The following is a 22,249-nucleotide window of genomic DNA, read 5'->3' as shown; positions in this document are numbered from 1 at the left end:
TACCAATAAGTATAACTAGCCAAATCTGACCCAATAAAAAATGCAGCCTAATGGCTGCATTTTTTATTGCTAAGATAGCTCGTTAAACGACGGGTTCACCGTCACCAAGCTCAACGCTATCGACACGCTGTAGTCCTCGCGGCAATTTAGCACCACGACGACCACGCTCACCTCGATAATGCTCTAGGTCACTCGGTTTAAGGGTTAGCTTACGTTTACCTGCCCACAAGGTGACAGACATATCTTCAGGGATCACATTCAAGTGCAGCAACCATTCTTCTCGATTTTTAGCGCGCTCAGTAGGAATACCGATGATCTTGTTGCCTTTACCTTTAGATAGCTGCGGCAATGCATCAAGTGAAAACAACAACATTCTACCTTCGTTGGTAATGGCCAAAATCGAACTCGGTTTTGATTGATCGACTTTTCTTGGCAATAACACTTTTGCATTAGTTGGTAGACTCAGAAGTGCTTTACCCGCCTTGTTACGCGACACCATGTCTTTATTGGCGCAAATAAAGCCGTAGCCAGCATCAGAGGCTAATAAGTAGCATTGCTCCTCATCAGACAGCAAGACATGCTCCATCGTCGCACCAGGCGCTAAATTAAAGCGAGTAGTGATAGGCTCACCTTGGGATCGGGCAGATGGTAGAGTATGGGTTTCAGTGGCAAATGCCCTACCCGATGTGTCAATAAACACACTTGGCTGATTACTGCGCCCTTGCGCAGAACGTAAGAAGCTATCACCTGATTTATATGACAGGTTCTGACCATCTACGTCATGACCTTTAGCGCTGCGCACCCAGCCTTTTTCAGAAAGCACAACGGTCACCGATTCTGCCGGTACTAGCTCTTGCTCGGTTAGCGCTCGTGATTCGCTGCGCTCAACCAAAGGCGAGCGACGCTCATCACCGTAATCTTCACCATCACGGATAAGTTCTTTCTTAATAAGCGTTTTCATTCGACGTTCAGAGCTTAACAATAACTCTAACTTATCGCGCTCAGCTTCAAGCTCACTTTGCTCAGACTTAATCTTAAACTCTTCAAGTTTAGCTAAGTGACGCAATTTAAGATCTAAGATCGCATCGGCTTGTTTATCAGATAAATCGAAACGCTTAATCAACTCAGCTTTGGGATCGTCGTTATAACGAATGATCTCAATCACTTCATCGATATTCAAAAACGCTATCATTAACGCATCTAAAATATGTAAGCGCGATAATACCTTATCTAAGCGATATTCTAGACGACGCTTAACCGTAGTCATTCTAAACTCAAGCCATTCGGTTAACAGTTGGAGCAAACCTTTGACTTGCGGACGACCATTTAAACCGAGTACGTTCAGGTTAACGCGGTAGCTCTTTTCTAAATCAGTAGTTGCAAATAGATGCGCCATCATCTGATCGCAATCAACACGATTCGAGCGCGGCACAATCACCATGCGTACAGGGCTTTCGTGATCAGACTCATCACGTAAATCGGTTACCATAGGTAACTTCTTCGCCTGCATTTGATTAGCAATTTGCTCTAAAATCTTACCGCTACTTGCCTGATGCGGCAGCGCGGTAATCACCACTTCACCATTTTCAACGGTGTAAACAGCACGCGCTTTAATTGAACCACGGCCTGTTTGATAGATTTTAGTGATATCGGCAGCTGGAGTAATAATTTCTGCTTCAGTCGGATAATCAGGGCCTGGAATAAACTCCATCATGCGCGCTAAATCGGCTTTTGGATTATCCAATAACTCAACACACGCCCCTACGAGCTCTTTAACGTTATGTGGAGGTACATCGGTAGCCATACCAACAGCAATACCAGTGATACCATTGAGTAAGATATGTGGTAAACGAGCAGGCAGAACCAGTGGCTCTTTCATGGTACCGTCAAAGTTCACGCCCCAATCAACAGTGCCTTGACCAAGCTCACTTAGCAGAACCTCTGAAAACTTAGACAGTCTCGCTTCGGTATAACGCATTGCCGCAAACGACTTAGGATCATCCGGCGCTCCCCAGTTACCTTGGCCATCAACGAGTGGATAACGATACGAGAATGGCTGCGCCATCAACACCATAGCTTCATAACAAGCACTATCACCATGGGGATGATATTTACCTAATACATCACCAACGGTACGCGCCGATTTCTTATGCTTAGATTGAGCAGATAAGCCAAGCTCACTCATGGCGTAGACAATACGTCTCTGAACCGGTTTGAGCCCATCACCAATATGCGGCAACGCTCGGTCCATGATGACGTACATGGAATAGTTCAGATATGCCTCTTCCGTGAAGCGGCGGAGAGGCATTTGCTCAACGCCATCAAGGCTTAAATCTATCGCATCACTCATTAATCATTATCCTGTGACTGATTCTTTGCTGACTCTTTATAAAACAAACGGTAAACGTTGCCTTTTAAATCATCAGATATATACATGGCACCATCGGGTGCTGTGACCAATGAATATGGTCTTGCGACGGGGAATTCACCGTCTAAAAAGCTAACTACTGTACTGCGCTTTATTACATCGCCTTCTTGGATCTCTAGCATAACAACTTGATAGCCCACTTTACTTGAGCGGTTCCAAGAGCCATTTTCAGCAACAAACATTTGATTATGATAGCGCTCAGGAAATTGACTACCACGGTAGAAATGCATCCCTTTAGCACCTACGTGTGCTGGTAACTCATAATTTGGAGCAACGACCTTTAGGTTTTTAGGCTTATCGTATGCAGGTTCAACGATGTCTGTGGCGTGAATATAAGGAAACCCATAATGACTGCCAGTTAACTCAACCTTATTGATTTCGTCAGGCGGTAAATTGTCGCCCATCCAGTCTCGGCCAAGATCAGCAAACCAGAGTTGGTTATTATCCACAGACCAGTCGAACGCAACGACCTTTCTAACACCGCTTGCAACTTGCTCTGTAGCGCCTGTTTTAACGTTTATCGCAATAATACTGCTATAAGGCGCTTCAGACTCACACACATTACAGGGTGCACCAATGGCAATATAAAGGCGTCCATCAGGGCCGAAATGCATCGCCCTGCGGCTTTTTTTACTGTTGCCAGGTAAGCGATTGTAAACCTCTTTAGGCCGTCCAGGACGTTTTAAGCGCGACTCAATTTGATTAAAACGTAAGATGCGGTCATCTTCAGCAACGTATAACGAGCCGTCGTTAAACGCGATAGCTTCAGGGTAATCTAGACCTTTGGCTATCACATAACGCTTATCTACTCGTCCATCGTTATCGACATCAACCAAGGCTGTAATTGTGCCATCTCGGAAAGAGCCAACAAACAAAGTGCCATTATCACCAACGGCGAGCTGTTTCGCGTCGCCGAGATTAGAAGCATATAAGCTTAAGCCAAAACCTTTAGAAACAGTGATCATCATTGGCTCTGCGGCCAATGCACTGCAACTAAAAACAAAATGGGCGCAAAGTAGCGATATCCCAACAGCTATTTGATTTCGATAGTTTTCAAACGTCATTATTATTCTTTTGTCTGATTATAATCACAAACTGCCGATTAGAGCTGGGCGAGATCACCCTTTGTTTCTAACCAAGTTTTTCTGTCCCCAGAACGCTTCTTGGCGAGTAACATATCCATAAGAGCCATAGTGTCATCAGCATCATCTATGGTTAATTGCACTAGTCGACGTGTATTTGGATCCATCGTTGTTTCACGCAGTTGTAGCGGATTCATCTCACCCAATCCCTTGAATCGTGTTACTTGGACTTTTCCTTTCCGCTTTTCTGCGGCAATTCTATCAAGAATGCCGTCTTTCTCAGCCTCATCTAAGGCGTAGAATACTTCTTTACCGATATCGATACGGAACAGAGGTGGCATAGCCACATAAATATGTCCTTGCTCCACTAATACCTTGTAGTGCTTCATAAATAGTGCACATAACAAGGTCGCAATATGCAGACCATCCGAGTCTGCATCGGCAAGAATACAAATTTTTCCATAACGTAATTCTGAAATATCAGCACTATCAGGATCGCAACCAATCGCAACCGAGATATCATGTACTTCTTGCGAAGCCAACACTTGAGAAGCATCGACTTCCCACGTATTCAAAATCTTACCACGTAGCGGCATAATCGCTTGGAACTCACGATCACGAGCCTGCTTAGCACTGCCTCCCGCAGAGTCACCCTCCACCAAGAATAGTTCGCCACGCATAGGATCTTGACCACTACAATCGGTCAGTTTTCCAGGTAACGCTGGTCCAGAAGTAATACGCTTACGCGCCACTTTCTTAGCCGCTTTCAAACGCTTTTGTGCATTATTAATACACATGTCTGCTAAGGCTTCTGCTTGCTCAGTATTGGTATTTAGCCACAAGCTAAATGCATCGCGAACAATCCCCGAGACAAATGCAGCACACTGCCTACTAGAAAGCTTTTCTTTCGTTTGACCGGCAAACTGTGGATCTTGCATCTTAATCGATAAGATAAAGGTACAGCGATCCCAAATATCTTCTGGCGTTAACTTGATACCGCGAGGCACTAGGTTTCTAAACTCACAAAACTCACGCATAGACTCGAGTAAACCTTGTCTAAAACCGTTAACATGAGTACCACCCAGTGGGGTAGGAATAAGGTTTACATAACTTTCGTTAAGGTATTCACCACCTTCAGGTAGCCAAGTTATCGCCCAGTCGGCGGCTTCTAAATTTCCCGCAAAACTGCCTACAAATGGCACTTCCGGAAGTGTTGGCACGCCCTTAATTGATGTTCTAAGGTAATCTTCTAAGCCACTTTCATAAAACCATTCTTGGGTTTCATTGGTTTGCTTATTAACAAATTTAATGCGCAGACCAGGGCAAAGTACAGCCTTAGCTTTTAATAGGTAAACCAGTTTAGTTATAGAGAAGTTGCCGGAATCAAAATAGCTTGCATCAGGCCAAAAATGTACACTTGTACCAGTATTACGGCGGCCACATGTACCAGTAACGTGCAGGTCTTCAACCTTTTCACCATGCTCAAAAGCCATTTCATAGACTTCAGCATTACGTCTAACAGTGATTTCAACACGGCTTGAAAGCGCGTTAACCACCGAAATACCAACACCGTGAAGACCACCAGAGAATTGGTAGTTTTTATTAGAGAACTTTCCACCTGCATGCAGCTTAGTTAAAATAAGCTCTACACCGGGGATCCCCTCTTCAGGGTGGATATCAACCGGCATACCACGGCCGTCATCGATAACTTCCAAAGAGTTGTCGGCATGTAAAATTACGTCGATTCGACTCGCGTGCCCTGCTAATGCCTCATCGACACTATTATCTATGACTTCCTGTCCTAAATGGTTCGGGCGCGAAGTATCGGTATACATACCGGGGCGACGTTTTACAGGGTCAAGTCCATTTAGGACTTCAATAGCATCTGAGGTGTATTGGTTTGTCATGGCACACATATTATTTTGTTATTCAGGCCATGTTGCGGCCCTACGGGTCTATTTGTCAAGAAAACAGATATTCACAGATAGAAGCAAGTTGGTCTTTATAACCGATAAAACTATGGTCGCCATCGGGTTCTATTAACAGCTTACAACAGTGATATTTCTGCACGGCCTGTTTGTAGTCGAGCACTTCATCGCCTGTTTGTAACAGTACATAAAAGCGATCAGGATTTAATATTGCGGGCGTATTGTAGCGCCCGACGTCGTGTTTATGTTCGGCAACGACTTGGTAGGTTTCATCCGTGTAGGGATTGTACTGAGTGCCAATGAATTCATCAAATAGTTCGAAAGGTTTTACTGCAGGATTAACTAAAACTGCGCGTCCACCGTAAGTTTCGGCTAAATAACTTGCGAAATATCCGCCTAATGAAGAACCAATATAAGTCAGCGGCTCACCTTCAGCTTGCGCTTTTTCTACAATATCGATTAGCAGTGCCATCGCCTCAAGCGGTTCGCTGGGCAATTGTGGCTGAAAAAATGGGAGCTGAGGATGATGTTCCGCGATATAGCTGGCGGTAACCAAACCTTTATCTGACAAAGGCGAACTATTAAATCCATGTATGTATAGCAGCATATTTCCTCACACTGCGGCGTATCTTAGCTACTAATAACCGCCTGCATCTTTATCTGGTGAGAAGTTCTCACCCGGTACCCGGTAAACATTGGTTAGAATGCTACCATCGGATTTGAGCTCCAGCAAACGGTATCCCGGTTGCAACGCATCGAGTGCAAAATAAGGCGACTTAGGTTTGAACTGAATACATGTTGATGGCGTAGCCATCAGCTTAATTGCTCCATGGGGACCAAAATGTTCTGTTTCGACATTTTGATGGATATGCCCCCAAAGTAACCCTTTTACTTGTGAGTATTGCGCAACTTGGGCAATAAAGGTTTCACCATTATCCATGCAGTGTTGATCAAGCCAAGTACAGCCTGCTAAAACTGGATTATGATGCATAACTAAAAGCGTATGACGATTAGGCTCTTCTGCAATCGCATTTTCAATAAGTGCTAGCTCAGCTTCAGACATATGCCCACCAGGGCGTCCTCGTACCGTAGAGTCCAACATAATGATTTGCCAATTACCGGCTAAAATGCGCTTCTGCCCAAATACCTGCGAGCCTTGCATGTGCAGATTCATGATGCGAGGGTCGTCATGATTCCCCGGCAGGTAATGACACGGCATATCTAAAGGCTTAATAGCATTAACAAAGTTATGATACGACTCAATAGAGTAATCTTGACTTATATCGCCTGTCGCTAGCATAAAGTGCGCAGGATAGTTAACCGCAGAGATAGTGTTTAACACTGCGCCTAGACTTTGAGCAGTATTGACACCAAGTAGCTGTGCTTCAGGATCAGCAAACAGGTGAGGATCTGTGACTTGCACAATTCTCACACTCTTAGCTTCAGAAATTGAATAAGAGATAGCTGCTTTTAGCAAATTAGTTACCCAATAATCAGATCAACTGACAAATTTAGTTAAGTTATCAATCTTCAATAACTCTTCTAGAAAAGCATTGACTTGGTACTTTTCATCCCGATGATGCATATGCATATTTGGATAATCATACACTGGTCGCAATTGGTAAATCTGTTGACTAGTTAACACTTCTGCTAATTTAGCATCATGATAAATGCGTACAGAGACTTTAGGTGTTGACACTAACTCATGGTTACCTACGCAGCGTGAGATCTGCACTAACTGAGTATATTTAGTATTTTCCAGCAACTGCACATCTAACTGACCAAACTCACCTTTCACTCGCCACTGTGAGCCTTCACTTGGCTCTAAAGTCAGCCATCTTTGAATATGCATATAATTACGCCCACAAAGTGCCAGAAACTGGCTGACATTAGGCTGATACTTATTCTTTTTCGCTAAAGTGACATATGACACAAATTAAACCAACGCTATCTATATAAATGTATTGAATAAGAACAATGAAAGTAACCGCTTGATGCAGTTAACCCTATTGTTTGACGATATTTTGATAATTAAGTTGCAACCAAAGAAGTCCAATCACGGTTGACGCATTGTCTATTTGACCATCTACGACCATTTGATAAGCTTGCTCACGACTAACAACATGCACACGTATATCTTCATGCTCATCAGCAAGTCCATGCACACCATCAGCATCAGCTGCTGTTACGTTAGCCCAATAAAAATCAAAACGCTCACTTGTGCCGCCAGGGCTAGAAAAGTATTGATTAACTTGAGTAACACTTTTTGCGGTTAATCCCGTTTCCTCAAGTAGTTCCCTATGAGCGACATCCATTGATGTCTGCCCATTATCGATCATTCCGGCCACTAATTCTAATAACCAAGGTGTTTTTGCGTTTTCAAGTACAGGAATGCGAATTTGTTCTATTAATACGACTTGGTCCATAACAGGATCATAAGGTAAAACAACCACGGCATTACCACGTTCAAACACTTCACGCGTGACAACATCACTCCAGCCACCAGCAAACAGCCTATGCTTGAAGCGATACTCTTCCATTTTAAAGAAGCCTTTATACAAAGGTTTCTTGCTCAATAGCTCTACATCATCACGCTTGAAGGTGCTGTTCATTTCTTGTCCTAAACATACTTGTTTATAAAGGTATTTATGCCACAATAAAGTCAAATAAAAATATTAATACTATGATGCATGCAGTACTAATCATAAGCATCAAAAACTGTTACACTTCTGAGTTGACTTAGAATTTGTAGGTTTTTAATATTTAACCCACTAAGTTTAGATGTATTGGGAAGCGTCGGGAAGCGCAAACCGCCTTACTTTTTATTATATGTAAGGCAAAGCTAAACATAACAAGTTAAATTCGCTCCTCAATGGGGAATTTTGTCTAAAAGGACAGCAAATGAAATTCAAGATCCGTTCTCTATGTGCCGCACTGACCCTTGCAGCGACAGCGCAAGTTGCTCATGCCGATGACCTTCTTCAAATATATCAACAAGCATTGACGAGTGATCCTGTTGCGCTTCAAGCTAAAGCTCAACGTGATGCTCTGTACGAACAGATTGAAGAAAACCGTGCTCCACTACTACCAACAATCAGTGCTAATGTTGGTTACGACAAAGCATGGAATGACCCAAGCGAAGATTCAAGCGGTATTGTCGGTGGCGTAACCTTAAATCAGGTAATTTACGACCACAGTGCATGGGTTGGTTTAAGCCTTGCTGAAAAAGCAGCATCTCAAGCAGACTCTGCATACGCATCAGCGCTACAAAACCTTATTATTCGCGTAACCAACGCTTATTTTGACGTACTAACAGCCAAGGACAACTACGAGTTCCAAGGCTCTGAAAAGCGTGCAATTGAGCGTCAGCTTGAGCAGACTAAACAACGCTTTGCAGTGGGCCTTACAGCAATTACCGACGTACATGAAGCACAAGCTCAATATGACTTAGCTAATGCGACTGAAATTTTGGCTGAAAACACCCTAGCAAATAGCTACGAAGCACTGCGTGAAATCACAGGCATTGATCATAAGAACATCAATATTCTGGATACCAATCGTTTCTCTGCATCTGCTGTTGCTCCAGCGTCTTCAACAGACTGGATAAAAATGGCAGAAACCAACAGTGTTGATCTAATGACAACACGTATTGGTAAAGACATCGCTGAAGAAACAATTACCCTTTATAAAGCTGGCCACATGCCATCACTTAGCTTAAATGCAGGTTACAATAAAGGCATAGAGCAAGAGCCTGGTAACGACTTCGACAATGGCACAATTGGCGTAACACTAAGTATTCCTATTTTTGAAGGTTTCAAGGTGTCTTCAAAAGTTAATCAAGCTCAGTACCAATATGTTGAAGCAAGCGAGAAGCTAGAACAGACGCACCGAAAAGTGGTTAAAGATGTACGTAATAACTTTAACAACGTTGGCGCTTCTATCAGCTCAATCCGCGCTTATGAGCAGTCTGTAATCTCTTCAGAGAGTGCGCTTAAAGCAACTCAAGCTGGTTTTGAAGTCGGTACACGTACTATTGTTGATGTATTAAACCGTACTCGTGACCTTTACGATTCAAAGCGTAAACTATCTGATGCGCGTTATGGCTATATCAATTCAATCCTAGCGCTTAAGCAAGCTGCGGGGACATTGAATGAAGATGATATCGCATCAATTAACAATGGCCTTGTTGCTCCAATAACAAACTAAGCCTGCTTGTTAAAACATAAAAAAACCGCCAAATGGCGGTTTTTTTATGGGCTAATATTCTTATAATCTTATCGCTACAGCTCATTGAACCGCGACAACAGAAGAGATAATTAGCTTAGAATACGAGTTCAACACCAGCAAAGTAACCTTTAAACTGCATATCCGCTGTTACGCCATCAAAACCATTTACGTCAAACTTAAAGTCACGGTAACCAGCGCGGATACGGTAATCTAATGCCGTACCATCAAAATTCCAACCTAGTCCTAATGAATAATCATAAACACTAGACTCATCAACACCCATCATTATGTCAGCAAAACCGTAAAGGCCTAAACCTGGAACACCAACTTGTGCGTCGATATAACCCATAACAATACCGCTATCGATATTTTTAGTTTCAGGGTGGCCAGCATCAGCTACGCGGAACTTACCATCCATCTTCTTATAAGCCGCACCTAGATCAAGTGCTACGATATCGTTATCTAAAATCTCGTAGTAAAGTACGAAGTCAGTATTGCTTAGATCTGAAGTCGCATTCACATTGCCTTGGAAATCATGGCCATTGAAGTTAAAGTCAGCATCACTCATTTTGCCATCAGCTTCTAAGCTGTTTTGTCTAATCTTAACATTTGGCACTAGCGGAATTGGATGCTCAACTGCAACCCAGATGCTACCTTGAGAAGATGAATCATAGTTAAACTCTTGCTGTGATTTACCGCGCTCAGCAAAAGTACCATTAGTATCAGCTTTCCAGTAATCGCCGCCGACTTTAAAACCGACAACTGTAGCAGCTTGGGCTGAAGTGCCTACTAATGAACCTAATAGTGCACACGCCAATAACGTCTTTTTCATAGTTAACCTTGAGTCAATAAGTTAGTTAAATCGATAACCGCAGCATTTGCGCGGGAGATATAATTTGCCATCACCAACGAGTGATTAGCCACAACCCCAAAGCCTGAACCGTTTAGGATCATTGGGCTCCAAACAGGCTGTTGTGTTTCTTCTAGCTCACGAATAATCTGACGCAGACTTACTTGAGCATTTTTCTTTTTTAAAACATCAGCAAAATCAACTTCAACAGCTTTCATGAAATTCAGTAGTGCCCATGTCGCACCACGAGTTTCATAAAACACGTCATCAATCTTCCACCAACTAGTTTTAATTTGCTGTGCATTGTAGCCAGGCGTTGACTGTCTAGCCGCGCTATCACCTGATAGGTCGGTATTCAATCTGTCTTGGCCTACACTTGCGGAAAGACGCTGCGACATACTACCTAAACGCTTTTGCACCTCTTTAAGCCACTCATTGAGGTTATCGGCGCGAGCATAAAACTGCGCATCTGGGTTTTCTGTAGCCATCATACGAGCGCGATATAGCTTCAATAGCTTAATAGCGTCTTCATATTCACTTTCAGCACTGGGTACTAGCCAACTAGTATGTTCGATATTCAACTTAGAATGGGCTGCAAGCAGGTCTTTATCAGCTGTAGATTGTGATTGCGAACGACTAAACTCTTTACGCATGATTAACGCGAGATCTCGCGCTTGTTCAATCGCACCAAACTCAAATGCAGGCATATTATCCATAAAGATTGACGGTGGCGTAACATCATTAGACAGCCAACCGCCAGACTTATTCAATAGCGCTTCCACAGTCAAAATCAATGAGGTGGTTGTGGCATAACCAACTACATTACGGCTATTTTCTTGGCTATAAACATTCTGTTCAATAGGGTCTGGCTCAACACTCCACCACACACTAATAAGATAACCAATAAAGCAAACTGCAATAAGAGCAGCTAAGACTTTTTTCCATGTCAATTGCATTGTACTCATTCCTTAATGGTGGTGATGATGATGAGCATCGTCGCTTTGCTCAACTTGTTTCTTAACCGGCAAGCTAATTTCTTGCTCAGAGCCGTTAGCAAACTTCAATAAAAGCTTAACGTTAGAGTCGATAACCAATGGTTGCTTCAAGCCCATCAACATAATGTGGTTACCCGATTCAGACAGCACAAGGCTACCATGAGAGTCTATGTCAAAGCCCTCCACTTGGCGCATTTTAATCATGCCGTTTTCTTCAATAAGGGTGTGTAATTGTGCTTCAGTGGCAAAAGGAGCATCCACCGCTACTAACCGAGTTGCATCTCCATGGTTCTCAATCGTGATGTAGGCAGCACTGTTAGGCACTGTTGCCGGCATAGCACGTACATATCCATCTACCAGTACGACTTGCGCCATAGTGGTGAACGAAAGGCAACTCAACAGGCCGATGTTAAACAGTTGTTTGAATATTAGCTTCAATGTCATAAACTCCATGTAAAACCCAATTCGCAGAATGAGGACATAACGAATGAGCACGATTCAAGTTAGTGACGATAATGGCGTAAGGGTCATTACGTTTAATCGCCCGGATAAACGCAATGCGCTTAACCTACAAATGTATACACAGCTAACAGAATACCTTATCCAAGGCGAGTCGGACAACGAAATTCGAGCCTTTATGTTTCGCGGACAAGCAGAGTGCTTTACTTCCGGCAATGATGTCGCTGACTTTTTACAAAATAGTAGCTTAGGGTCTGATCATCCAGCTTTTAGATTCTTGTTTTGCCTACTCGATTTAAAAAAACCTGTGGTAGCTGCAGTCACTGGTGCAGCTGTCGGCATAGGCACAACTATGCTACTGCATTGTGATTTAGTTTATGCTGACAACAGCGCAAAGTTTCAATTACCATTTGTCCAGCTAGCATTAGTGCCTGAAGCAGGGGCTAGCCTGTTATTGCCGCAAGTCGTTGGCCAAACAAAAGCCAGTGAGCTACTCATGTTAGGTGAAAGCTTCAATGCCAGCCAAGCTCATGCTTACGGAATGATTAACGACATTATAGAAAGTGAGACTATTTTTGAATATGCCTTACAACGTGCTCATCAATTAGCGGCTTTACCGCCAATCTCGTTGCAATCTACAAAAAAACTGATCCGCTACAACAGAGAAGAAGTGCGTGCGCAGATGGAAAAAGAACTGATTGAGTTTGAGGCAAGACTTGCCAGTGACGAAGCTAAAGCTCGATTTTCGGCATTTTTAAAACGTTAATCTAGTTTTCGGTTACCAAAATGCGGATGCTCGTTATTGGTTTCAGCATCCGCGTTTCATTAGTATTATCACCACACTAGTTGTATGCGTTTGATAATGGCTTGAGGCGATGTTTTTCAAGGTGGTTAGCACTCTCATCTAAAATTCCTCTGAAGCATTAATCAAAGCGGCTAATTAACATGGTTTTGCCATTTTGGTAGCACTAAGGCTAATACAAAATAGGTGAGCAATCCCATTGCTGGATTACAGAAAATTGCTACTGCACATACCACTCGGGTCCACATGCAAGACCACTCAAATTTATCAGCCATTGCAGCGGTAACACCACATACGATTGAGCGAGAATCTTTTAAGCGTTCAACAAAACTGTTCATTTTAAACTCCCTTTCGTTGTCTCTAATAGACTTCAACGCTAACTTTGCAACTCGTCATTTTAGTCTTTTATTTAGGTTTCAAACTCGGACTGGAAATCCAGTCTTCTAATTTAGTCTTCTAATTTGTGCCACTCTAGCGAACAAATTAAACATGCAAACATCACTAGGCTAATAACGGGCAATAATAATAATGCGATAAATTGAGCAAAGAACCACATAATTAGTCCTTACTTACCGCAGTCGTTACTAGCGGTTGCTCATTTAGCGTAGCAGCGCCTTGCTTATTTGCCAGCTCTTGCTCAGAGTCCATATCAAACATCATTTCAGACATTTGTGATTGAATAGAAAGACTCAATTCCGTTTGTGCTTTGCTCATCATCTCTTGCATCTGTGAAGAGATATTCTGCTCGATGTTGCTAGCAACATCAGAGATAAGCGAGTTATCTGCTTGAGCTGTTGCGCTTACGCCTAAGATTACCGCTGTTAGTAAAGACGCTTTAATGGTTTTAGATACAGTTGAATTAAACATAATGGCTTCCTTTTCGAGTTAACTTAATTGTATGTATGTGCATTAAAGAGGTCTGATTCACAGGGTTCTTAATTACACATTTCTTAATTACATATAGGTTAATACAAGCAGCGTGCCAACTTTGAATGTAAACTGTAACTAGCTAAAAATATTAAATAAAAAAACAAAAAGTGGAGAGATTTTAGAGTGGAATTGAATTGAAGGATATTTGAACAACAAGAGATAGTAGTGAAACTCACCAAGCACTGGTGAATTTCACTAAATGGAGCAGATTACAAGCTAACGATATCGTCCATCGCTGCACGAGCTTGAGTGATAACCTCTATACCAGCGCCTTGTTTATGCGCATTTTCGCTGATATAGCGGCGCCATATACGTGAGCCAACCTCACCTTGATAAAGGCCGATAATATGGCGAGAGATATGATTAAGGCGACCACCTTGCTTCAGGTGAGCCTCAATATAAGGTAACAACTTTTCTAGCACTTCATCACGGCTAAGAATGGGTGCATCAATGCCACACAACTGCTGATCTACCTCAGCGATAATATAGGGATTTTGATAAGCTTCACGGCCAACCATCACACCATCAAGCTGCTGCAAGTGTGTTTTACATTCGTCCAGCGTCTTTACGCCACCGTTAATTGAAATGTTTAGCCCAGGGTAATCACGCTTAAGCTGATATACACGTTCATAATCTAGCGGTGGGATCTCACGGTTTTCTTTCGGACTCAAACCTTGCAGCCATGCTTTACGGGCATGAATAGTAAATTCTTCACAACCTGCAGCATGGACAGTATCAATAAGCTGAGTCAAAAACTCATAGCTATCTTGCTCATCGATGCCAATACGTGTTTTTACAGTAACAGGGATATCAACCACCTGCTTCATCGCAGAGACACACTCAGCGACTAACTCAGGCTCAGCCATTAAGCATGCACCAAAGCGGCCGTTTTGTACTCGATCTGATGGACAACCTACGTTTAAGTTAACCTCATCATAACCACGCTCAGCAGCTAACTTGGCACAAGCCGCTAAATCAGTCGGGTTAGATCCGCCAAGTTGTAATGCTAATGGATGCTCTTCTTGATTATAAGCAAGGTAATCACCACGACCATGCAAAATCGCACCGGTAGTGACCATCTCTGTATATAACAATGTTTGCGAAGACATTAGGCGGGCAAAATAGCGATAATGCCTATCGGTCCAATCCAGCATGGGTGCGATTGAGAATGTGCGATTGATTGGTCTTACTGACATAAACTAATTATCCAACTTAAAATAAAGACAAATTCGCCCGTTGCGTAACTGTCTATTTGAAAAATGCCTGACTCTTTACCTAAGCCTTTCAAAAAGGCTGGCTATATCTTTACGAAAGGAAGATAAAATCGGCGAAGTGCAATAATCGCGCATTATAGCACTACATCAGGTGAGAGTAGAAAGCCTTGGAGTACTGTTTAGTTCTACAGCTAATCGCTACCCTACTTGTGAGCCTTAATAATATAAGACTCTAAGCTTTGTTGCAGCCACAAAGGCGCTAGCACTTTGCCATCTAATGAGCGCTTTAGCCACAAGTAAACGGTAGGATGAGAAAATCCTTGCAGCAAGCATTTGTCCTCTGCGTATTCCATCTTTCTGGCGCATAAGCCTGTTATGTTAGTTAGAAAATCTACAGCGCCTTGCACGCCAACTATCATCAAAGCATCTGAATTTAACAAGCTGCTCGCTGCACTGCCTAAATCGGGGGCGGTTGCGTAAATCTGCATTGGCTTGCCTTGTGCCAAAGCATAAACGCCAATAGGCGACTTATTGGCAGGGAATGGCATAGTCACGAGTTTTACCACTGGGTATTCAATCATGTGGTTGATACTCGGGTCTTGCCAAATAGGGTGCCCTTCACGAGCAATCAGGTGCCCGCCTCGGTGTTGAATAATTGATTTTGATAACAGCTCTTTTCTAGTCGAATGCTGAAAACAAATAACCGCATCAATATCACCATCAATTAACTGCTGCTCACTCGCGTCTGACCAAGCTTGAGTTGAAATAGCAATATTAGGATTAATACTGTTGCGTGCCTCTAGAATAACTTGCTGTGCTAATCCTATTTCTAACTGAGGAACAGTACTGATAACCATTGAGGAGTCCGGTATATTAGAGTTATCTAGCGCATCACTCTCAATAGCATTCACACACGACAGGATCTCAGAAAAACCATCATATAAAACGTGAGTGAGCTCTGTTGCAACCAACTTATTATTTTTACGGACAAACAATGGGTCATCAAATACATCCCTCAACCCATTCAATGCTCGACTCACTTTAGGCTGAGATAAACCTAAACTGGTAGCGGCATCTGTAGTGCTATTTTTAAGATATAGCTGACAGAAGATTTCAATGCTGCTTAAGTTGATACTAGATAACTTTTTCATTGTGACCTCCTGCTCTAGCGATCACATTGGCCTTAATATATTGCTGGATTTGATCTCCGATCCAATCAGGATAGCTTCTATCATTGCGCATTTGAGTTAAATAGTAATGATTCTGTCCACTGCGCTGATTTATCTGTGAACTCAAGTCATCAGTTAATTTTACTGCAGCGATATTGCCACGCTGGCAAAGAAACTTAATCGCATCATTATGATTGAGCAATGCCACTGCATCACTCTTCTCCAGCTCAAGCATCAAGTCAGCCAGAAAACACACCTTCAGCACCATATCTAAACTACGTTGCGTATCTAAGGCGTAAGATGCTAATGGGTCGACAACATCGTAAAGTTCATTGCTTGAAAAACTGATGTAGGGATATGCACATATTTCGGCAATACCTATAGATTCATCGCCATCGAATAAAGGGTGTTCACACCTTGCTACTAGCACATAGGCATCTGAATGTGTGATTAAATTAGATGATATCTGCTCAGTATTATATGCGCTGCAAGTGACAGCGATATCAACATGTTGCTGCTTCAATAAATCAACAGTATTGCTGCTACAAGATTTTAAATGAAAGAGAAAGCTTTGCTCTTGCTCGAGTGCAGTTTGCTGCAAAGCATGCAGTAGATTTAATGATAAAGAAGAAGGACAAGCGATCACCAGTTCCCTTTTTCGTTCTGGCTGGCTATACGTATCGGCTTGCTCACACAATTTAGCTAACTCAACAATACGCTTCATTTTAGGATAAATATCGTCGGCTAATTCGCTTCTTTCAAAGCCTTGTTGCTTACGCACAAACAGCGATGCGTTTAGCGAATGTCGCAACGATTTTAAGCTGCGACTGACTTTAGAGCTAGGCACGCCTAGGTTTTGGCTTACCGTAGTTGCATTGAGTGATTCATACAAGAGCACAAATACTTGGATATCGAACAGGTTATTAGTACTTAACTTATTCATTTTCCCTCAAATAATACTCCTACAACTTCTTCTTAAACTATTAGTAAATAATCTAACCCAATCTTTAGAGCTTAGGTACCGACCACCTCTATTTTCGTGAGCCGTATATTAGCCATTACTCAGTACTGTGACTTAAGCACTGTATTTAAAACGACCAGCAGTTCTCTTTTTCAGATTTGCAAAATTTGAAATTTACATTTCCAGCAATTAAAAACAACAAGATACAACTACAAATCACGAAAACAAAAACACTAAACACTAACGGAACCCTCCAAAGCCACATATACAAGTAAACTTAAAGATCAATACGGCAGATACCACTAAATAAGCACACCATAACAAAGGTGATCAACCTCATATCAACATAAAAGTAAGCTCAATAACATTTAGGTAACCAAGAATGGTTATCTTTAAGGAACGCATGATGATGATAATGAGAAGAAAAACATCGTTAGCCCTATTGATTAGCTCTGCAATACTAATCTCTGGGTGTTCAGATGGTGATGATGGGAAAAATGGTGAAGATGGTAAGCCAGGTGGAGATGGTGATCCTGGTACTTCAGGTTTACATATTGATATGGCAAATGAAGCCATTGCTAATATAAAAAATGCAAACTACGCCGACGGTACTATTACAGTCGATTTTGAATTAGAAAATAAACAAGGCGTGGGTCTACATGGCTTAAGCGCAGAAAATGAATATCATGACTTCCGCTTCTCTTTGGCACAGCTCAAAACAGCTCAAGACTCTGAACTAAAACAGTGGATTTCACTGCTCAACGAAGCCACTAATGACGCTGGTACCACCTTTGAGCAAGGTTTTGAACAAATTAAAAATTGTACAGAATGCTTAGTTGACCATAAAGATGGCACTTACACTTATACTTTCAGCACTAACTTAACCACTGCAACCGACCCTGCAGGAGTCGTTTTTGACCCAGCTTTAACTCAACGCATTGCCATTGAAATGCAATTTGAATATGCCTCTGGCCATGAGCTTGCAGAAAACGCACATTACGATTGGATCCCTGCAACAAATTCTACCGAAGGACTTGGGACGCGAGAGCTAGTGACATTAGAAACGTGTTATACCTGCCACCAGCCTGATAGCCTTAAAGCACACGGCGGACGCCGTTTAGATATGGAAAACTGTCAGTCATGCCATAACGGTATAGTGACTGATCCGAATGCCGTATCTGTAGAGCTCGGACACATGGTGCACGCTATTCACATGGGACCAAACCGCGAAGGAAAAGATGCTGAGGGTAATGTCGTGCCTATGCCTTATACCATCGCTGGCTACGGCGGCGATCACGCGTTCGACTATCCAGCATTCCCAACTAAGCCATTTATGGATTGTGCAACTTGCCACGTTGAAGATGAAACATTAGCGGACAAAGACCTATGGCTAGCAAATGCTAACGCTAATGCCTGCTCGGGTTGCCATACCGACTCACCTGCACAACATAAGTCAGATAAAAATCCAGCGTTAAGCTGCACTGATTGCCACAGCGCTGCTGTGCATACTGATCATAAGAAGCCTTATGAAGCTGCTGAAACTTACACAGTTGAAGTCAGTAAAGTCAGCATCTCTCCAGCAAATGAAATCCAGTTCGAAGCTAAAATTATGGATGCCAACGGTGAACTTGTTGCCAAAGATGAAGTTTACAAGCAAGGCTACAGCAAACCATATATGGTCGTGAGCTGGGACGTTGAAAAAGACTATCCTGATTACAACCAATCACCTTACAGTGAGCGCCGTATTGACTTAAAAGACGACACCAAAGCCACTTGGAATCCAGATAATACTGTTAGTGTTGTAGCTAGCATGAACTTCCCAAGCGATATTACTTCTCGCTCTTTAGAAGTTCTACCTGTGCTTAAGGTCTGTTTTGAGGAAAGCAGCGCTATTCGCACCTCATGTGATGCTGATAATGCTTATCCCGCTTATGTACAAACCGACGCTTATCGCACTGTGCTCAGCGACGCTGATGCAGTGGTTGCAGATAGACGCGCTATCGTTGATGAAGCGACATGTTTTAGCTGTCACAGCAAAGAGTTCTACCATGACTCAAACGGCGTGAATTGTATTGCTTGCCATACTAACGACAAGAGCCTCAAAGGTAATGGCGAGGCAGACAATGGCGTTGCATTACTAAAATCGACTAGCTTTATGTACAAAGCACACAAAGCTGAGGGTCACGACAATGGCCACGGTGGCAGCGGTACAATCCTTAAAACAGATTGTACTACCTGTCACTCTGCAGTCGAAGGTTGGAGCGGTAAAGATTATGGCTTCGAACTTGGTCGCAACGCAGGTCAAGCTCACGCGATACCTAGCACCCAAAAACCTGCCGCCGATGAAGTGGTTGAAACTTGGTATGCCTCTTCAGATGTTGCCGCATGTATGAGCTGTCACCAGAAGTACATGTCAGATGCTGCTATGTCACATATGAGAAGCAACGGCGGTTACTTTGGCGCTAATAAAGATGCAGAGCATATGGTAGATGTCAATGACGCAGGTAATGCTAAGGATGCTAAAGAAGCTTGTGCGACCTGCCATAGTCCAGAGAAAGTCATGGAGCATCACGGTTTTAGCTTATAACTTGTAATGTAAGAAATTGAGGTGGTAATTAGTCCCTAACACCTCAATAAGTTCCATCCCCTGCAAAAGTCAAAGGCACCGAAAGGTGCCTTTTTTTACGACTTAAAAAGCCTAACTAAAGCTTGAACTAAAATGGTTGATTCACCATGATCCAGAACTGATTAGACTCTTCACTAAAGGCAAGTTCAGCACGTACAACTATGCTTTCAACTTCAAAGCGCGCACCAATACCTGCTGACCACTTAAGTTCATCGTGCAGCGCACTTGCGCTAAACTCGTCGCTAACTTGGCCGGCTTCTGCAAACGCAACCCACTGCCACCAAGGAATGTCGTATAAGTTAAATACCGGCCATTCTTGCAATGGTTGCCATCTAGGTTGAACTCGATACTCTGCGCTATACAGCACAGCTGAACGCCCAGTGAAACGCTTGCTGGTATAACCGCGAAGACGCTCGAAGCCACCTAAACTGACACCTGCAAAACTGGGTGGACGATGAACATCACCGTTTGAATCAGAAGTCCAAGTTGGGGTATCTGCTAAGTAAAAATTAAACGCCATAATTTGCTGGCCGAACCAATCGTTAGAATCTATCGATACAAAGGCACTTTGTTCAAATTCCCAGGTAGTCCAGCTATTGCGTGAACCGCTGCCAAAATCGCGGGTCATTTTAAAGTTGGTTTGTCCACCTTGAGTGCTGTTTTTACCGTTATCTCGGTTATCCCAATCAAGCTCTACAGCAAGACCTTTTGCCTCTTCAGGCAAGTATTCGTACCCTTCCAACTCACGACTTTGAGTAAATGGGCTAAATTTAACGCTGGTTACACCAGACTCAAGTGGATTCCAGCTAATCTCGCCACGCGCACGGCCAAGACTGCGCACAGCACCTTGGCTACCACGGCCAATAGGCAAAATATACTTAGCATGTAACTTGGTATAAGACTCATCACCTAACGCGATAACACGCTCTGTGTCGCCATACACATCAGCTTGGCCCGGTACGTAATACACGCCTTCTTTATAACGAGCTTGGTAGGTTTCAGCTGAAAATAGCCATTGGTCGATACTTGGGACTTTATAGTCGTTAAATCTTAAATAGCTAATCCAACTACCATTGGTACTGTAAACGCCGATCCCTAAAATAGAAGACTGAATTTGTCCGGCATGCTTTAGTACGCCGGCGGCGCCAAAAGCTGTACTTAGGCTTTCAGTTGAAAACGCAAACGGCACTGCAACAAATTCAGATTCATAATCAGGTAATTGGTTATCGTTGGTTTTTTTCTGCTTGTTAGCGCTAGATTCAACAGACTCAATGATAACTTGCTCTTCAGCGGATGGTTGACCGTCTAAGCTCTCAGTTGCTGATGCAGCACTCGCATAAGGAGACATTAAGCCCAAAGCGAAAAGTATAGTTAAAGGATTTGTTTTCAATTTAAGACATCTTCTACTGCACCGGGCGTCCTGCCTCAATTTGCAGCATCACATAATTTGATTATTTGCTCAGTCTAGGCAAACTGCGACTCGTGGAGTCAATTTAGTCACAAGCTCGTAGGCGATAGTACCAATATGCTCTGCCACCTCCTCTACTGGAAGGTCCTTCCCCCAAAGCACGGCTTTATCACCAACATTATCAAGCGCGTGGTCACCTAAATCGACTGTTAGCATATCCATCGACACACGACCAACAATGGGTGCTAAACGGCCATTAATTAACACAGGCGTCCCCAAAGGGGCGTTACGTGGGTAGCCATCACCATAACCAATGGCAACCACACCCAACTTAGTATCTTTATCTGCTACCCAGTGACTACCATAGCCCACAGGCTGACCCGCTTTATGCTCGCGTATTGCAATCAGTTGCGACACTAACTCCATTGCAGGAATGAGCCCATGCTTGGTACCAAGATCTCCAACAACTGGTGAGACGCCATAAAGTGCAATACCTGGGCGGATCCAACTTGCTTGGCTTTGCTGCCAAAACAACGCGCCAGCGGAATTTGCTAAGGTGCGCTCGCCAGGTAAGTCTTTGGTTAATTGTTCAAATGTGGCTAATTGGGTTGCGGTGTAGTTATTGTCTGGCTCATCAGCGCAAGCAAAGTGGGTCATCAGATTAATCGGCTTGGCAATGTTTTTACACGCAACTAGGCGCTGGTAAACCTCATGAAATTCATCTGGCACAAATCCTAAGCGGTGCATACCTGAGTCAACTTTCATCCACACGTTAACTGGCTTATCAAGCTCTGCTTGTTCCAGCATCTCGATTTGCGACTCATGGTGCACTACGGTTTCGATATCGTGTTCAACTAGCGTTGCAAGATCTGCCGCGCGGAAGAAACCTTCCAATAAAAGTAGTTTTGCAGTAACGCCACCGACGCGCAGCGCAAGCGCCTCTTCTAAACGCGCTAAGCCAAAACCATCGGCATTATCTAAACATTGAGCGACATTAAGTAAGCCATGGCCATAGCCATTAGCTTTTACCACCGCCATCACTTTACTTGATGGGGCTAATTCATGCAGCCGAGCCAGATTATGCTTCAATGCTTGGCGACTGATCTCTGCTCGTGGGAATGGTTTCACAAGTAACCTTGTTCTATCTAGTCTAAAAATAAGAGCCTCTAT

Annotated in this window: 20 protein-coding genes; 3 read left to right on the top strand and 17 right to left on the bottom strand. The window is 43.1% G+C overall.

What is annotated here, in order from left to right:
- Positions 1–82: 82 nt before the first annotated feature.
- The 7 genes from parC to nudF all read right to left on the bottom strand — a co-directional run bounded on the left by parC (position 83) and on the right by nudF (position 8,050).
- Positions 83–2,350, bottom strand: a complete 2,268-nt coding sequence (parC, locus tag L2747_RS19690; RefSeq protein WP_249000676.1) for a DNA topoisomerase IV subunit A — start codon at positions 2,348–2,350, stop codon at positions 83–85.
- Positions 2,350–3,492, bottom strand: a complete 1,143-nt coding sequence (locus tag L2747_RS19685; RefSeq protein WP_249000675.1) for a PQQ-dependent sugar dehydrogenase — start codon at positions 3,490–3,492, stop codon at positions 2,350–2,352. The genes parC and L2747_RS19685 overlap by 1 nt, the downstream gene beginning before the upstream one ends.
- Before the next feature lie 38 nt (positions 3,493–3,530).
- Positions 3,531–5,417, bottom strand: a complete 1,887-nt coding sequence (gene parE / locus L2747_RS19680; RefSeq protein WP_220779072.1) for a DNA topoisomerase IV subunit B — start codon at positions 5,415–5,417, stop codon at positions 3,531–3,533.
- A gap of 55 nt (positions 5,418–5,472) precedes the next feature.
- Positions 5,473–6,045 (bottom strand): YqiA/YcfP family alpha/beta fold hydrolase, encoded by a 573-nt coding sequence (locus tag L2747_RS19675; protein WP_220779068.1) that lies wholly within the window; start codon positions 6,043–6,045, stop codon positions 5,473–5,475.
- A gap of 30 nt (positions 6,046–6,075) precedes the next feature.
- Positions 6,076–6,915: a 3',5'-cyclic-AMP phosphodiesterase gene (gene cpdA / locus L2747_RS19670; protein WP_249000674.1), complete on the bottom strand. Its 840-nt coding sequence runs from the start codon at positions 6,913–6,915 to the stop codon at positions 6,076–6,078.
- A gap of 21 nt (positions 6,916–6,936) precedes the next feature.
- Positions 6,937–7,371: a DUF1249 domain-containing protein gene (locus L2747_RS19665; RefSeq protein WP_220779064.1), complete on the bottom strand. Its 435-nt coding sequence runs from the start codon at positions 7,369–7,371 to the stop codon at positions 6,937–6,939.
- A 73-nt stretch (positions 7,372–7,444) separates the two neighbouring features.
- Positions 7,445–8,050: an ADP-ribose diphosphatase gene (nudF, locus tag L2747_RS19660; protein WP_220779063.1), complete on the bottom strand. Its 606-nt coding sequence runs from the start codon at positions 8,048–8,050 to the stop codon at positions 7,445–7,447.
- Between the two features lie 289 nt (positions 8,051–8,339).
- Between nudF and tolC the strand changes: the two genes are divergently transcribed.
- A complete protein-coding gene (tolC, locus tag L2747_RS19655) occupies positions 8,340–9,644 on the top strand; it encodes an outer membrane channel protein TolC (protein WP_249000673.1) in 1,305 nt (434 codons plus the stop codon).
- A 115-nt stretch (positions 9,645–9,759) separates the two neighbouring features.
- Here the strand turns inward: tolC and L2747_RS19650 are convergent, their stop codons facing one another.
- The 3 genes from L2747_RS19650 to L2747_RS19640 are packed head-to-tail and all read right to left on the bottom strand — an operon-like array spanning position 9,760 to position 11,963.
- On the bottom strand, positions 9,760–10,497 hold the full coding sequence (locus tag L2747_RS19650; RefSeq protein ID WP_220779061.1) for a TIGR04219 family outer membrane beta-barrel protein: 738 nt from the start codon (positions 10,495–10,497) through the stop codon (positions 9,760–9,762).
- 2 nt (positions 10,498–10,499) lie between these two features.
- Positions 10,500–11,471 carry a DUF2333 family protein gene (locus L2747_RS19645; protein WP_249000672.1) on the bottom strand — a complete coding sequence of 324 codons (972 nt, stop codon included), beginning with the start codon at positions 11,469–11,471 and terminating at the stop codon, positions 10,500–10,502.
- A 12-nt stretch (positions 11,472–11,483) separates the two neighbouring features.
- Positions 11,484–11,963 (bottom strand): copper chaperone PCu(A)C, encoded by a 480-nt coding sequence (locus L2747_RS19640; protein ID WP_249000671.1) that lies wholly within the window; start codon positions 11,961–11,963, stop codon positions 11,484–11,486.
- Positions 11,964–11,997: 34 nt separating this feature from the next.
- Between L2747_RS19640 and L2747_RS19635 the strand changes: the two genes are divergently transcribed.
- Positions 11,998–12,735: an enoyl-CoA hydratase-related protein gene (locus L2747_RS19635; protein WP_249000670.1), complete on the top strand. Its 738-nt coding sequence runs from the start codon at positions 11,998–12,000 to the stop codon at positions 12,733–12,735.
- A 170-nt stretch (positions 12,736–12,905) separates the two neighbouring features.
- On the opposite strand, the gene L2747_RS19630 is transcribed toward L2747_RS19635, so the two are convergent.
- The 5 genes from L2747_RS19630 to L2747_RS19610 form a co-directional block, all read right to left on the bottom strand.
- Entirely contained in the window at positions 12,906–13,109 is a 204-nt protein-coding gene (locus tag L2747_RS19630; RefSeq protein ID WP_249000669.1) for a PspC domain-containing protein, read from the bottom strand.
- Between the two features lie 220 nt (positions 13,110–13,329).
- The gene (locus L2747_RS19625; protein ID WP_220779047.1) at positions 13,330–13,638 is read right to left on the bottom strand and encodes a hypothetical protein; all 309 of its coding nucleotides are present in this window, start codon (positions 13,636–13,638) and stop codon (positions 13,330–13,332) included.
- 272 nt (positions 13,639–13,910) lie between these two features.
- Positions 13,911–14,897, bottom strand: a complete 987-nt coding sequence (gene dusA / locus L2747_RS19620; RefSeq protein ID WP_249000668.1) for a tRNA dihydrouridine(20/20a) synthase DusA — start codon at positions 14,895–14,897, stop codon at positions 13,911–13,913.
- 221 nt (positions 14,898–15,118) lie between these two features.
- Complete coding sequence (locus tag L2747_RS19615) at positions 15,119–16,066, bottom strand: LysR family transcriptional regulator (protein WP_249000667.1); 948 nt, start codon at positions 16,064–16,066, stop codon at positions 15,119–15,121.
- The gene (locus L2747_RS19610; RefSeq protein WP_249000666.1) at positions 16,050–17,027 is read right to left on the bottom strand and encodes a LysR family transcriptional regulator; all 978 of its coding nucleotides are present in this window, start codon (positions 17,025–17,027) and stop codon (positions 16,050–16,052) included. The genes L2747_RS19615 and L2747_RS19610 overlap by 17 nt, the downstream gene beginning before the upstream one ends.
- Positions 17,028–17,451: 424 nt before the next feature.
- Here L2747_RS19610 and L2747_RS19605 point away from each other — a divergent pair, with 424 nt between their 5' ends.
- Entirely contained in the window at positions 17,452–19,632 is a 2,181-nt protein-coding gene (locus L2747_RS19605) for an OmcA/MtrC family decaheme c-type cytochrome (protein ID WP_249000665.1), read from the top strand.
- A 127-nt stretch (positions 19,633–19,759) separates the two neighbouring features.
- On the opposite strand, the gene L2747_RS19600 is transcribed toward L2747_RS19605, so the two are convergent.
- Positions 19,760–21,019, bottom strand: coding sequence for a BamA/TamA family outer membrane protein (locus L2747_RS19600; RefSeq protein WP_249000664.1), 1,260 nt, complete (start codon positions 21,017–21,019; stop codon positions 19,760–19,762).
- Between the two features lie 111 nt (positions 21,020–21,130).
- Entirely contained in the window at positions 21,131–22,207 is a 1,077-nt protein-coding gene (gene alr / locus L2747_RS19595; protein WP_249000663.1) for an alanine racemase, read from the bottom strand.
- Between the last annotated feature and the right edge of the window lie 42 nt (positions 22,208–22,249).

The sequence above is a fragment of the Shewanella marinintestina genome (genome assembly GCF_023283845.1).
GTDB classification, from domain to species: Bacteria; Pseudomonadota; Gammaproteobacteria; order Enterobacterales; family Shewanellaceae; genus Shewanella; species Shewanella marinintestina.
This window is presented reverse-complemented; position numbering and strand designations above follow the sequence as displayed.

Bases quoted from the DNA above. Each gene is read 5' to 3' on its own strand.
- parC (WP_249000676.1), bottom strand. From the start codon at position 2,350: ATGAGTGATGCGATAGATTTAAGCCTTGATGGCGTTGAGCAAATGCCT.
- L2747_RS19685 (WP_249000675.1), bottom strand. From the start codon at position 3,492: ATGACGTTTGAAAACTATCGAAATCAAATAGCTGTTGGGATATCGCTA.
- parE (WP_220779072.1), bottom strand. From the start codon at position 5,417: ATGACAAACCAATACACCTCAGATGCTATTGAAGTCCTAAATGGACTT.
- L2747_RS19675 (WP_220779068.1), bottom strand. From the start codon at position 6,045: ATGCTGCTATACATACATGGATTTAATAGTTCGCCTTTGTCAGATAAA.
- nudF (WP_220779063.1), bottom strand. From the start codon at position 8,050: ATGAACAGCACCTTCAAGCGTGATGATGTAGAGCTATTGAGCAAGAAA.
- tolC (WP_249000673.1), top strand. From the start codon at position 8,340: ATGAAATTCAAGATCCGTTCTCTATGTGCCGCACTGACCCTTGCAGCG.
- L2747_RS19650 (WP_220779061.1), bottom strand. From the start codon at position 10,497: ATGAAAAAGACGTTATTGGCGTGTGCACTATTAGGTTCATTAGTAGGC.
- L2747_RS19645 (WP_249000672.1), bottom strand. From the start codon at position 11,471: ATGCAATTGACATGGAAAAAAGTCTTAGCTGCTCTTATTGCAGTTTGC.
- L2747_RS19640 (WP_249000671.1), bottom strand. From the start codon at position 11,963: ATGGAGTTTATGACATTGAAGCTAATATTCAAACAACTGTTTAACATC.
- L2747_RS19635 (WP_249000670.1), top strand. From the start codon at position 11,998: ATGAGCACGATTCAAGTTAGTGACGATAATGGCGTAAGGGTCATTACG.
- L2747_RS19630 (WP_249000669.1), bottom strand. From the start codon at position 13,109: ATGAACAGTTTTGTTGAACGCTTAAAAGATTCTCGCTCAATCGTATGT.
- L2747_RS19625 (WP_220779047.1), bottom strand. From the start codon at position 13,638: ATGTTTAATTCAACTGTATCTAAAACCATTAAAGCGTCTTTACTAACA.
- dusA (WP_249000668.1), bottom strand. From the start codon at position 14,897: ATGTCAGTAAGACCAATCAATCGCACATTCTCAATCGCACCCATGCTG.
- L2747_RS19615 (WP_249000667.1), bottom strand. From the start codon at position 16,066: ATGAAAAAGTTATCTAGTATCAACTTAAGCAGCATTGAAATCTTCTGT.
- L2747_RS19610 (WP_249000666.1), bottom strand. From the start codon at position 17,027: ATGAATAAGTTAAGTACTAATAACCTGTTCGATATCCAAGTATTTGTG.
- L2747_RS19605 (WP_249000665.1), top strand. From the start codon at position 17,452: ATGATGATAATGAGAAGAAAAACATCGTTAGCCCTATTGATTAGCTCT.
- L2747_RS19600 (WP_249000664.1), bottom strand. From the start codon at position 21,019: ATGTCTCCTTATGCGAGTGCTGCATCAGCAACTGAGAGCTTAGACGGT.